Here is a 12,454-nt window from a genome sequence, read left to right as displayed (position 1 = left end):
ATGTAGCGCATGAGCACGATCAGACCCTACGCCGCGGGCGCCTACTTGACCCAGCGGAACACCCAGCAGATCCTCGACCTGAAGAACCAGCTCGGCACGCTCACCACGCAGCTCTCCACAGGCCGCACCGCCGAGACCTATGCGGGCCTCGGCGTCGGGCGCACCACCAGCCTCACGGCGCACGCCACGATCAGCGCGCTCGACGGCTACGACGCCGCCATCGGCTACGGCCAGACGCGCGCGCAGCTCGCCACCAGCAGCCTCACGGCGGTGATCGATTTCGGAACGGACCTGAAATCGAACCTCGCGAACGGCCTCGTGCGCAGTTCGAGCGGCTCGATCAGCAGCGCGACGCTCGCCCGCAACGCCCTCGACGCCGCCGTCGACGCGTTGAACCAGACGGGTGCCGGGACCTACATCTTCGGCGGCCGCGACAGCGAGACGGAGCCGGTCGTCGATACCGACACCCTTCTTAACGGCACCGACACGAAGGCGGGCGTGGCCAAGCTCGTCGAGGAGCAGCGGAAGGCCGATCTCGGAGCGGACGGGATGGGCCGGCTCGGTACGGCGCTCACCGGCACCACTCTCAGCATCAGTGAAAATGCGAGCGCGGAGGTGCGCGCGAATTTCGGGTTCACCCTCGCGGGCAAGCCCGTGACCACTGGTACGGCCCTGACCGTCAGCTCCATGCCGGCCGACACGACCGCGACCTTCGCCGCGCCGGTCACCGAGGGCCAGCGGTTCCGCGCACTCGTGCAGCTCGCCGACGGCAGCAGCCGGTCGGTCGAGTACTACGCGACGAACCAAACTGCCCCGGACGGCACGACGGCCTTCCCGGTGAGCGGCGATCTCGCGACCGACACCGCGAAGCTTGCCACGCTGCTGCCCGCGGGCGCCAGCCTCACCGGCGTCCAGGCGGTGACGCCGCATGTGACCTTCAATGCGGAGCCGGCAGAGGGGCAGAGCTTCCGCGTGGTGGTGAACCAGCCGGACGGCAGCCGGAAGACGATCGATTTTCAGGCCACCGCCCATCCGGGCCTCGATGATCCGACGGCGTTCAAGCTGCCCCTCACGGGCGCGACGCTTCCGGACCGGCTCGCCGCCGCCGCGACGCAGCTCGAGAGGCTTGTCGCGCCCGGCACCCTGGCGAGTGTTCAGAGCGCGCCGCTCAAGAACGCCGATGGGTCGGTCAAGCTGGACGCGGGCGGGAATGAGATCCCGGCGATCGGCCTGAGCTTCTCGACCGGCAGCCCGGCGGCGGTTCAGATTGGACCCCTCACGCAGCAGCCCGCCGTCGGCGACAGCATCACGCTGAAACTCGCGCTGCACGACGGGACCACCACCTCGGTGACCCTGACGGCACGGGCCGCCACGGGCGCAGGGTCGACCGCCGCGCCCGGAACTTTCGAGATCGTGCCGGGCGATGTCGCGGCGACCGCCGGCAATCTCAAGACGGCCCTCGACGCCGCCGTGAAGCTCGCCGCCGGCTCGAGTCTCTCGGCGAGCGCGACGGTGCGGGCAACGAGCGACTTCTTCGACGGCTCCTCCATACCGGGCCTCGCGGCGCGCCGGATCACCTTCGACACTGCCGGAAACGCCACGGGCTATGTCGAGACACCGAGTGCGGACACCGTGCAATGGTACCGGGGCGAGGATGCGCGGACGGACCCGCGCGCCACCGCCACGGTCCAGACCGGCGCCAACAGCACGGCGCAGATCGGCGTGCGGGCGAACGAGGCGCCCCTGCGCGCGGTGCTCGCCGGCATGGCGACCGTCGTGCTCGGCACGCCCTCCGGGAGCGATCCCGACGCCAATGCCAAGTGGCAGGCCATGGCCGACCGCGCCGGGGCGCTCGTGCGCGCCGTCAACACGAGCCCGAGCGTGCAGGAGATCGTGACCGATCTCAGCCTCGCCAACACCGCGATGAGCAACGCGAAGAGCCAGAACGGCGCCACGCGCAACATCATGGAGAACGCGATGGCGGGCGTGGAGGCGGCCGACACCACCGAGGTCACCACGAAGCTGCTCGACCTGCAGAACCGCCTGCAGGCGAGCTATCAGGTCACCGCGACGCTCTCGAAGCTCTCGCTCGTCAACTACATGAACTGAGCGACCACGATCCCGCCGCTTTTGCCCGGCTCATGCGGAAGCGGCGCGGCCGCTGCGCGCCGGGGAGGTCCGTGCATGAGGTTCGTGCCGCCGGTCCGAGGGCTCGGGCGCGCCGCCTGCCTCGTCCTGCTCGCCGGGCCCGTCGCGGCGCAGGAGCCGCTCCGGCTCGACCTGCCGAAGCTCGACGCGGCGACGCTCGACCTGTCCGCCTCCGCGACACCCCTGCCGCGGCCCCGCGCCGAACCCCGTACGCGCGGCTTGGACGCCTGCCCGGAGCAGGGAGCCGGCTTCGTGCGGCTCCCCGGCAGCCGGACCTGCCTGCGCCTCACGGGACGCGCGGCGGCCGGCCTCGACGTGCAGGCGGACCGCCAGGGCGCGGCCGCGCGGCCGGACGCGACCGGGCGCATCGCGGTGGATGCCCGCACGCAGACCGATCTTGGACCGGTGCGCGCCTTCGTGCGGGTGGGCGCCGGTCACCGCTGATCGGGCGCGCGGAGAAATGGCCTTTTGCGGCCCCGATGTGCGCTGGTGCACCGCACGCGCAGACGCTGCGCGATTCAGGGAACCCCTTGTCGTTTCTGAGTAAAAGCCGATCCTGGCCACGCTTGACGGCACGAAAGTGCAGATAGGGCGACCAGAATTCGCACTATACTACGCTGCATTGCGACAAAGCGGGCATTGCAGCGCGTCCAATCAGACCCAGATCAGGTCCATCGCAAACGGGCGCAACAAGATCGAAGATGAGACTTCATCGGTATGAGGTCGAACCTTGGGTCCCGGCGCCCCGATCACACGAAGGATCGATCATGACCAACCGCAGCACGATCACCGCCGCGCTCGCCCTCGCCCTGGGTCTCGCCGCCTCGCCGAGCATGGCGCAGACCTTCGACCCGAACAGCGCCAGCTACAACCGTGACGGCACGCTCAACGTGTGGGGCGCCCATATCGACCCCGTCGGTCCGCAGGGCGGCCTGATCGGCGGCGTGGGCAGCGTGGTCGGCGGCGTGACGGGCGCGGTCGGCGGCATCGTCGGCGGTACGGTCGGTGCGGCCGGCGACGTCGTCACCGGCTCGGTCGCCCCGCGCCGCGCGCCGGGCGCCTACACCGCGTACTGAGACCGACGCGGCTCCGGACGCGGTTCGGATCGACGGGCGGCGGAGCGCAGGCTCCGCCGCCCGTTCGCGTCTCGCCCTCACAAACTCCGCGACAGCACCAGCGGTCCGCTGCGCACGCCCCGCCCGTAGGGGGAGGGAGCGATCGAGGGCGTGCCGTAGGTCATCGGGGTCGCCGCGCGGCCGAGATCGTCGGCCAGCGACTTGATCAGGCTTTCCGAGACGGAGCGGGCGGTGCCGAGCACCGTCTGGTTCCGCTCGACCGCCGCCGTGAAGCCGCGATGCTCGGTGCGGAGGCGCTCCAAGCCGTCCGGCGCGAAGCGGGCGAGCGCCACGGCGTTCGCCTTCACGGCCTCCAGGCGCAGCACGTAGGCGGCCGCGAGCGCGCTCTTCTGCGCCGGGTCGGCGAGGCCCTGGCGCAGGCGGCCGGCGCCCACTGCGCCGCTCTCGGCGGCGAGCAGCGTCTCGAGCGCCCGCATGGCCTCGCTCACCGAGGCGACGAGCGCGTCCGCGCCCGCCTTGTCGGCGACGCGGGGGATGGCGGGTGGGGCGAGGTTCTCAGCCACGGGCGGCCCCGTCGGTCGCGCCCTGCAGCTTCATCATCTCGCGGAAGACCTGATCGGCGATGCCGACGCCGCCGCTCTTCACGATCTGGCCGGCATATTCCTTCGTGAGCATCGAGCGGTAGACGCCGCCGCCCGTGCCGTTCTCGCCGAGAGGCCCGTCCGTCCCCTCGGACTGGGTGAGCCGGTCGAGGGAGGATTCGAGGAACATCGACTCGAACTCGGTCGCCGTCTTGCGCAGCTTCGCCGCGCTCTGCGCGCCGGCCTGGCCGCTCGCCTGACTGGCGGATTGCGCGATGGACGAGGCGATCGACTTGCCGACGCCGATGGCGGCCGAGGCCGCGAAGGTCGCGAGCGGGAGCATGGGATCTGGTCTCCTGTGTCCGGCGAAAAAATCACATCAGCTCGATGTCGGCCTGCAGCGCGCCGGCCGCCTTGATGGCCTGGAGAATCGAGATCAGGTCGCGCGGGCCAACGCCGAGGGCGTTGAGCCCGTCCACCAGCTCGCGCAGGCTCACGCCCTCCTTGACCAGCGCGAGCTTGTTGCCGTCGCCGGTGTCGACCTTCACGCCGGTGCGCGGCACCACGACGGTCTGGCCGTTCGAGAGCGGAGCGGGCTGGCTCACCTGCGGCTGCTCGGTGATGGTGACGGTGAGGTTGCCCTGCGCGATCGCCACCGTCGAGACGCGCACGTCGCGGCCCATCACGATGATGCCGGAGCGCTCGTCCACGACGACGCGCGCCGTCTGGTCGGGCTCGACCTTCAGCTGCTCCACCTCGGTGATCAGCCGGATCATGTTGCCGTTGTAGCGGGGCGGGATCTGGATCGTGACGGTGGCGGGGTCGGTGGGTTCCGCCGTGTCGGCGCCCATGAAGTCGTTGATCGCGGACGCGATCCGCTTCGAGGTGGTGAAGTCGGGGTTGCGCAGGGACAGGCGCAGCGAGCGCGCGTCGTTCAGCTTGAAGGCGATCTCGCGCTCGATGTTGGCGCCGTTGGCGATGCGGCCGTTGGTCGGCACGCCCCGGGTGATCTTGGCGGCGTCGCCCTCCGCGGAGAAGCCCGCGATGGCGACCGAGCCCTGCGCCAGGGCGTAGACCTCGCCGTCGGCGCCGAGGAGCGGCGTCACCAGCAGCGTGCCGCCTTGGAGCGACTTGGCGTCGCCCAGCGAGGAGACGGTGACGTCGATCCGCGTGCCCTGGGCGGCGAACGGGGGGAGGTTGGCCGTCACCATCACGGCGGCGAGGTTCTGGGTCCGCATGGTGGCGCCGCGGGTGTTGACGCCGAGCCGCTCCAGCATCGCCTGGAGGGACTGCTTGGTGAACGGGATGTTGTTGAGCGTGTCGCCGGTGCCGTTGAGGCCGACCACGATGCCGTACCCGACGAGCTGGTTCTGCCGCACGCCCTCGATCGCCGCGAGGTCCTTCACCCGCGAGAGCGCGAGGGCGGACTGGCCGAGGCCGAGCGTCGCGAGGACCACGACGGCCAGCAGGCGGGCCAGCAGGCAGGCCAGCGGTCGGGCGAGGGGGCGGAGCGGAAGGGGCAAGGTCTGCATCCCGGCTGTCGGGGCGGTCGGATCCGGCTCTCCCGTTGCCAGCCGCGTGCCACCGGGGTGCACGCTTCCAAGCCGTTGACGGAGAACGCTTTCGCCGCGCGGGAGCGCCGGCCGGCCGGCATCGGCGACGACTCCGATCGTGCCGGGTCGGCAGCTTCTGCCGGGGCGTTTACCGCCGCTTAACCCTGCCGACCGTCTTGTTTCATACCAGGACGCGCCTCCGCGTTCGGAGTGACCCTGACGATGCGCGTCGATCCCCGCACCGGCCTCCCCACCCTGTCCGCCCCGGCGACGACGCGCCGGGCGGAGGGCAGCGCGCGCTTCAGCCTCGGGGCGGAGGCGGGCGCCGCGCGCGCGGGCGCGACCGGCGGCACCGCCGGCGCGGCGACGCTCGCGGGGCTCGATGCGGTGCTCATGCTGCAGACCGAGGCCGAGACGCCGCAGGAGCGCCGCCGCCGCAGCGTGCGCCGGGGGCACGACCTCCTCGATGGGCTCGACCGTCTGAAGGCGGCCCTCCTCGGCGGCCGGGTCGCCGCGCGGGACCTGCGGGCCATCGCCGGGCGGCTCTCCGAGCGCGGCACCGAATCGGGCGACCCGCGCCTCGACGGGCTGATGGCCGAGATCGAGCTGCGGGCGGCGGTGGAACTGGCAAAGCTGGAGATACGGCCGGCGATGTAGGCCGCGTATCGCGAAGCCCGACGGGCCGTCCCTGCCGGCGGCCGACGCGTCCCGCCGCTCTTCGGAGTCATGCCGGGGCCACCGCAGAGCCCTGGGACGACGGCCGCGCGAATGGACCTGCCCTGTCAGCCCCCGGACAGGAGCATCACCCCACCGATCAGCACGGCGCAACCGACGAGGCGCCAGGGGCCGGCGGCCTCGCGCAGGACGACCATGCCCAGCAGGGCGCCGATCATCATTGACATCTCGCGCATCGGCGCGACGAGGCTCAGCGGCGCGCCGCCGTCCAGCGCCGCCAGGACCAGGATGTAGGAGAGCGGCGACATCAGCCCCACGGCGAGCGCCACGAGTCGGAAGCCGCGCATCGCCTCCCAGGCGCGGCGCGGATCGGCGACGACGACCGGCGCCAGGAGCACGAAGCGCAGCAGGTTGCTGCACCAGTCGAGGACGACCGGCGCGATGCCGAGCGCCTTCACCGCGTAGGCGTCGACGACCGTATAGGAGGCGATCAGGCCGCCCGTCGCCGTGCCCCATCGGACGCCCGCGACGCCGCCCGGCCTGCGGAAGGCCGCGAGGCGCCCCTGCGTCGCGATGAGGCCGATGCCGCCGACCACCAGCCCCAGCCCGGCGAGCGCCTGCTCGGACGGCGGCTCGCCCAGGAGAATGACGGCGCCGAGGCTCGACAGCATCGGCCCCGTGCCCCGCGCGACGGGATAGACCACCGAGAGGTCGGCGGCCTGATAGCCGCGCTGGAGGCAGAGGCTGTAGGCGAGATGGATCAGCCCGCTCAGGGCGACGACGCCGGCCGCCGCCCAGGTCCAGGAGATCCCGTCGGCAGCGCTCGCTTGCCAGAGGCGCCAGAGCACCCAGGGCGCGTAGGCGATGCAGGCGACGAGATTGTAGGCGAAGACGAAGAGCGGGCCGATATGGGCGGCGCGCTTGGCCAGCAGGTTCCAGCCGGCGTGCAGACAGGACGCGAGAACGACGAGGGACAAGGTGGCGAGCGTCATGGAGATCTCCCGCAAGCGCCGCAGCGCCGGTGATCTCGACGTCTCCGCCCCTGGGTTTCTATCCCTTGGGTGCAGCCGCGGAACACCCGCGGTCTCTGCAACGCTCGGTCCAGCGGCCGGAGCCCGGAACCCAAGTTGCCACTCGGTCGATCGGATGAGCGTAGCAGGGGCGAGCGCGCGGGATCAAGCGCGCACTTGCCCAGCCTGATCCCGGGTCTCCGCGGTCGCGAGCGCGGAAGACGGCGCGCCGATTGACGCCCCGGCCACGATCCTCGACAAGGCCGCCGCGACCGGCCCGACCCGCGGGCCCGATCCACGATTCCCTCCGGCGGCGCGGCCGGTCCAGCGGCCGATGCTGTTCAACTCCTTCGTCTTCCTCCTGGCCTTCCTGCCGACCGCCCTGGCGCTCCACGCGCTCGCCGAGCGCGTACGGCCCGACTGGCGCCTGGCCGTGCTGGTCGGGCTCTCCCTCGTCTTCTACGGCTGGTGGGACCCGCGATTCGTGCCCCTGCTCGGCGCCTCGGTGCTGCTGAACTGGTGGGTCTCGCGCCTCTATCTCCGGGCGCCCGCTCCCTGGCTGATCCCTCTGGCCATCGCCCTCAACCTCGCGGTGCTGGCCCTCTTCAAATATCTCGATTTCCTCACGGATCTCGTCGACCTGATCCCGGGCGTCGATCTCGCCCGGCCCGGCTGGGTCCTGCCGCTCGGCATCTCGTTCTTCACGTTCCACCACATCATGTACCTGACCGACCTGAGGGCCGGCCGCGCGCCGGGCTTCGGGCTGACCAAGTACGCGCTCTACATCGCCTTCTTCCCGCAGGTTCTCGCCGGCCCGCTCGTGCGCTGGAGCGAGATCATGCACCAGTTCGACGAGCGGCCCTACGACCGCCCGGACGCGGCCGAGCGGATCGGGCGCGGGCTGATGCTGCTGACCGTCGGCCTCGCCAAGAAGGTGTTCCTCGGCGATCCGCTGGCGGCCTACGTCAACCCGGTCTTCCAGGCGGCCGCCGCCGGCAAGGCGGTGACGATGGCCGAGGCCTGGCAGGCGACGCTGGGCTTCACCTTCCAGATCTACTTCGACTTCTCCGGCTACACCGACATGGCGCTCGGCATCGCGCTGCTGTTCGGCGTGGTGCTGCCGCAGAACTTCGACGTGCCCTACCGGGCGACCAGCCTGCAGGATTTCTGGCGGCGCTGGCACATGACCCTGTCGCGCTTCCTGCGCGACTACCTCTACATCGGATTCGGGGGCAACCGCCGCGGCCTCGCCGTGCAGCTCGCCGCGCTTCTCGCCACCATGACGCTCGGCGGCCTCTGGCACGGGGCCGGGCTCACCTTCGTGGCCTGGGGCGCCCTGCACGGCGCGGGCCTCGGCGCGGGCGTGCTCTGGCGCCGCGCCGGCTTCCCCATGCCGGTCGTGCTGGGCTGGGTGCTGACCAGCCTCTTCGTGGTGCTGACCTGGGTCCTGTTCCGGGCGACCAGCTTCGAGGCGGCGCTCGCGATCTACAAGGGACTCCTCGGGCTCACCGGGCCGGGCTCGGGGTTCAAGTGGCGCGCCATCGCGGCGGCGGCGGCGGTCGCGATCCTCGGGCCGACCGCCTGGGCCGCCGTGCACCGGCTGCCGCCCCGGCGCTGGCTCGCCGTCCTGTTCGGACTCCTGTTCGTGGTCGTGCTCCTGAAGATCGGGGACGATGCGAACTACGAGTTCATCTACTTCCAGTTCTGATCCGATGTCCGGGCGCGCGACCGAGGGCGAGGGCAGGGCGGGGTGGGGCGGCTTCGCGCGGCTCCTCGTGGGCACGGCGACCGCGGTGACCCTCGGCTACCTGGCGCTCGCCTACGCGGTCGATCCCTACGACAGCGGGCGCTCGACGCTTCTCTCGGTGGGCGCGGTGCGCCCGCAGGGTCCGCGCACCGCCGCGGCCGTCCGCGGGCGCGACCCGGCCTTCGCGGGGGCCGTCATCGGCAACTCGCACATCCAGCTGATCGAGCCGGAGCGGCTCACGCGGCTCACCCGCATCCCCTTCGTTCAGCTCGCGATTCCGGCGACGGGCCCCGGCGAGCAGCTCGGCGTCCTCGATTGGTTCCTACGCCACCATCCGGCGCCCGCCGCCATCGTGCTGGCGCCCGACGACTTCTGGTGCACCGACGATCCGCACTTGGCCAACAACAAGCCCTTCCCGTTCTGGCTCTTCGCCCGCGACCTGCCGGACTACCTGCGCGGGCTGATGCGCTACGCCGTCGCCCAGGAGGTGGTAGGCCGGATCGGCTGGCTCCTGCGGACGCGGCGCCCGCTCGCCCGTTCGGATGGCTGGTGGGACTACGAGCCGGACTACCTCGGACTCGGCTTCGGGCGCGACGCGAAATGGGAGGCGACCCGCGAGACGCCGGTGCCCGACACGCCCGATCCGGGCCGCGCCGGTCCCTTCCCGGCGGCCGAGCGCCTGCGGGCGGCGCTCGCCCGGGTGCCGGCGGAGACCGCCGTCGTCGCGGTGCGACCGCCCGTCTACCACGCGGGCCTGCCGCGTCCGGGAAGCCCGCGCGCGGCGGCGGAAGCCGCCTGCGCGGCGGCGATCGCGGCGGCGCTCGCGACCCATCCGCGCAGCGCCCTGCTGGACTGGCGGCGGGACGGGGAGACGGCCCGCGACGAAGCGCTGTTCTTCGACCGGACGCATTACCGCCACCCGCTCGCCCGGCGCGTGGCGGAGGACATCGCCGCCGCGATCCTCCGTCTGCGCCCCCCGAAGGAGTAGTGGACCGTGGCGCCGAAGCCGCAGCCGCGGGGGCCCGTGACATCCGGGCCCGAACCTTGCGTTGCCCTCCGTTGTAGCAGCAAAGCGCCTCGACTATACGGCACGGGACATCGCCGCCGGCAGGCTGCACGCAGAATGTGAGGGCGAACATGGCGAAGGTAACGCTGGAGGACGGTTATGCCCCGTCCGACGACGAGCCCTTCATGAATGACCGGCAGCGCGAGTATTTCCGGCGCAAGCTGCTGAGTTGGAAGAGCGACATCCTGCGCGAGGCCCAGGACACGCTGGCCGCCCTCCAGAGCGAGAACGAGAATCACCCCGACATCGCCGACCGCGCCTCCTCCGAGACCGACCGGTCGATCGAGCTCCGGGCCCGCGACCGCCAGCGCAAGCTCACGGGCAAGATCGACGCCGCGCTCGCCCGGCTCGAGGACGGATCCTACGGCTACTGCGAGGAGACCGGCGAGCCGATCTCCCTGAAGCGCCTCGACGCGCGGCCGATCGCCACCCTGTCGCTGGAGGCGCAGGAGCGCCACGAGCGGCGCGAGCGGGTCTACCGCGACGACTGATCGAGCTTCGGGAGGGGCGGGTGTGACGGGTTACGCGGAACTCGCCGTCCAGACGAACTTCTCCTTCCTGCGCGGCGCCTCGCACCCCCAGGAATACGTCGAGCAGGCGCTGGCTTACGGGCTCACCGCCATCGGCATCGCGGACCGCAACACCACGGCCGGTCTGGTGCGCGCCTACGCGGCGGCGCGGGTGAAACCCGGGGGGCCGCGCAGGCCCGGCGATCCCGAGACCTGGAGGATCCGCTTCCTGCCGGGCGTGCGCCTCGTCACCGAGGACGGGCTCGAGGCGATCGCCTACCCGATGGATCGCGCGGCCTACGGCCGGCTCTGCCGCCTGCTCTCGGCGGGCAACCGGCGCGCCCGGAAAGGCGAATGCCGCTTCGGCTTCGACGCGATGCTCGGGGCCTCTTCCGGACAGATCCTGATCGCGCTGCCGCCCGAGGGCGGCGTCGAGCCGCCGGACACATTCCTCGACCGTCTCGCGCGGCTCGCCGAGGCGGCGCCCGGCCGGACCTATCTCGCCGGCAGCCACGGGCGGCGCGGCGACGAGCGCGCCCGGCTCGGGCGCCTCGCCGAGATCGGCGACCGGCTCGGCGCCCCGCTCGTGGCGGTGTCGGACGCGCTCTACCACCATCCGGACCGGCGGCCGCTTCAGGACGTCGTCACCTGCATCCGCGAGGGCTGCACCCTGGCCGAGGCCGGCTACCGCCTCCAGGCCAATGCCGAGCGCCACCTGAAGCCGGCGGACGCGATGGCCCGGCTCTTCGCAGACCACCCGGCCGCGCTCGCCCGCACGGTCGAGATCGCCGAATCCTGCAGCTTCTCGCTCGGCGACCTCGCCTACGAGTACCCGGACGAGCCGGTGCCGCCCGGCCGCTCCGCCCAGGGCTACCTGGAGGAGAAGACCTTCGAGCTCGCCCGCTGGCGCTTCCCCGAGGGCGTTCCGGCTCAGGTGGAGACGACCCTGCGCGAGGAGCTCCGGCTCATCGCGACGATGAACTACGCCCGCTACTTCCTCACGCTCTTCGACGTGGTGGAGTTCGCCCGCTCCCGGGGCATCCTCTGCCAGGGCCGCGGCTCGGCGGCGAACTCGGCCGTCTGCTACTGCCTCGGCATCACGGCGGTCGATCCCACCAAGATCCGGCTGCTCTTCGCCCGCTTCATCTCCGAGAACCGCGACGAGCCGCCCGACATCGATGTCGATTTCGAGCACGAGCGCCGCGAGGAGGTGATCCAGTACCTGTACGCGAAGTACGGGCGCGAGCGCGCCGCGATCTGCGCGACCGTGATCCATTACCGCCCGCGCTCGGCCATCCGCGAGGTCGGCAAGGTGCTGGGCCTCTCCGAGGACGTCGCGGCGGCGCTCTCCGACACGGTCTGGGGCTCGTGGGGCAAGGATCTGCCGGACGCCCATATCGCGGGAGCCGGCTTCGACCCGAAGAACCCCGCGATCCGGCAGGCGGTCGATCTCGCCACCGCGCTCGTCGGTTTCCCGCGCCACCTCTCTCAGCATGTCGGCGGCTTCGTGCTGACGCGCGAGCGCCTCGACGAGACCGTGCCGGTCGGCAACGGCGCGATGCCGGGGCGCACCTTCATCGAGTGGGACAAGGACGACATCGACGTGGTCGGCCTGATGAAGGTGGACGTGCTGGCACTCGGGATGCTGAGCTGCCTGCGGCGCGGCCTCGCCTTCCTGGAGCAGGATTACGGACAGCGCTACGAGACCCTGGCCGACCTGCCGGCGGAGGACCCGGAGGTCTACGCGATGCTGGCGCGCGCCGATTCCGTCGGCGTGTTCCAGGTCGAGAGCCGGGCCCAGATGGCGATGCTGCCGCGCCTGCGGCCGCGGGAGTTCTACGACCTCGTGGTGCAGGTCGCCATCGTTCGGCCGGGGCCGATCCAGGGCGACATGGTCCATCCCTATCTGCGCCGCCGCAACAACGAGGAGCCCGTCACCTACCCGGAGCCGCACCCCGACCACGGGCCGAAGGACGAGCTCTTCGCGCTCCTGCACCGAACCTACGGTGTCCCACTCTTCCAGGAGCACGCCATGCAGATCGCCATCACGGCAGCGGGATTCTCGCCGGCCGAGGCCGACGGCCTGCGC

General features: G+C 71.8%; 12 protein-coding genes. 8 read left to right on the top strand and 4 right to left on the bottom strand.

The features are described from left to right. Positions 1-9 precede the first annotated feature (9 nt). The 3 genes from MFF54_RS26100 to MFF54_RS26090 all read left to right on the top strand — a co-directional run bounded on the left by MFF54_RS26100 (position 10) and on the right by MFF54_RS26090 (position 3,224). Positions 10-2,109, top strand: coding sequence for a hypothetical protein (locus tag MFF54_RS26100; RefSeq protein ID WP_238307108.1), 2,100 nt, complete (start codon positions 10-12; stop codon positions 2,107-2,109). A gap of 75 nt (positions 2,110-2,184) precedes the next feature. Continuing rightward, entirely contained in the window at positions 2,185-2,592 is a 408-nt protein-coding gene (locus MFF54_RS26095) for a porin (protein ID WP_238307107.1), read from the top strand. A gap of 323 nt (positions 2,593-2,915) precedes the next feature. After that, positions 2,916-3,224, top strand: coding sequence for a hypothetical protein (locus MFF54_RS26090; RefSeq protein WP_238307106.1), 309 nt, complete (start codon positions 2,916-2,918; stop codon positions 3,222-3,224). A gap of 77 nt (positions 3,225-3,301) precedes the next feature. Here the strand turns inward: MFF54_RS26090 and MFF54_RS26085 are convergent, their stop codons facing one another. Genes MFF54_RS26085 through MFF54_RS26075 form a run of 3 tightly spaced genes read right to left on the bottom strand, consistent with a single transcriptional unit; the run spans position 3,302 to position 5,337 of the window. Continuing rightward, on the bottom strand, positions 3,302-3,787 hold the full coding sequence (locus tag MFF54_RS26085) for a hypothetical protein (RefSeq protein ID WP_238307105.1): 486 nt from the start codon (positions 3,785-3,787) through the stop codon (positions 3,302-3,304). Continuing rightward, a complete protein-coding gene (locus MFF54_RS26080; protein WP_238307104.1) occupies positions 3,780-4,148 on the bottom strand; it encodes a rod-binding protein in 369 nt (122 codons plus the stop codon). The genes MFF54_RS26085 and MFF54_RS26080 overlap by 8 nt, the downstream gene beginning before the upstream one ends. Before the next feature lie 31 nt (positions 4,149-4,179). Further along, complete coding sequence (locus MFF54_RS26075) at positions 4,180-5,337, bottom strand: flagellar basal body P-ring protein FlgI (protein WP_238307103.1); 1,158 nt, start codon at positions 5,335-5,337, stop codon at positions 4,180-4,182. Positions 5,338-5,580: 243 nt separating this feature from the next. On the opposite strand from MFF54_RS26075, the gene MFF54_RS26070 reads away from it, so the two are divergent. Further along, entirely contained in the window at positions 5,581-6,015 is a 435-nt protein-coding gene (locus tag MFF54_RS26070) for a flagellar assembly protein FliX (protein ID WP_238307102.1), read from the top strand. 125 nt (positions 6,016-6,140) lie between these two features. Here the strand turns inward: MFF54_RS26070 and MFF54_RS26065 are convergent, their stop codons facing one another. Continuing rightward, a complete protein-coding gene (locus tag MFF54_RS26065) occupies positions 6,141-7,025 on the bottom strand; it encodes an EamA family transporter (RefSeq protein WP_238307101.1) in 885 nt (294 codons plus the stop codon). Positions 7,026-7,377: 352 nt separating this feature from the next. Here MFF54_RS26065 and MFF54_RS26060 point away from each other — a divergent pair, with 352 nt between their 5' ends. The 4 genes from MFF54_RS26060 to MFF54_RS26045 all read left to right on the top strand — a co-directional run. After that, positions 7,378-8,751, top strand: coding sequence for an MBOAT family O-acyltransferase (locus MFF54_RS26060; RefSeq protein ID WP_238307100.1), 1,374 nt, complete (start codon positions 7,378-7,380; stop codon positions 8,749-8,751). 4 nt (positions 8,752-8,755) lie between these two features. Beyond that, on the top strand, positions 8,756-9,778 hold the full coding sequence (locus tag MFF54_RS26055; RefSeq protein WP_238307099.1) for a hypothetical protein: 1,023 nt from the start codon (positions 8,756-8,758) through the stop codon (positions 9,776-9,778). A gap of 149 nt (positions 9,779-9,927) precedes the next feature. After that, the gene (dksA, locus tag MFF54_RS26050) at positions 9,928-10,347 is read left to right on the top strand and encodes an RNA polymerase-binding protein DksA (protein WP_238307098.1); all 420 of its coding nucleotides are present in this window, start codon (positions 9,928-9,930) and stop codon (positions 10,345-10,347) included. 22 nt (positions 10,348-10,369) lie between these two features. Next, positions 10,370-12,454, top strand: a 2,085-nt coding sequence (locus MFF54_RS26045; protein ID WP_238307097.1) for a PHP domain-containing protein, incomplete at its 3' end; no start/stop codon positions are given.

Origin of the sequence: Methylobacterium gregans, from assembly GCF_022179245.1 — a bacterium.
GTDB classification, from domain to species: domain Bacteria; phylum Pseudomonadota; class Alphaproteobacteria; order Rhizobiales; family Beijerinckiaceae; genus Methylobacterium; species Methylobacterium gregans.
Note: the sequence above shows the minus strand (reverse complement) of the source record. Positions and strands in the feature narration are given on the sequence as shown.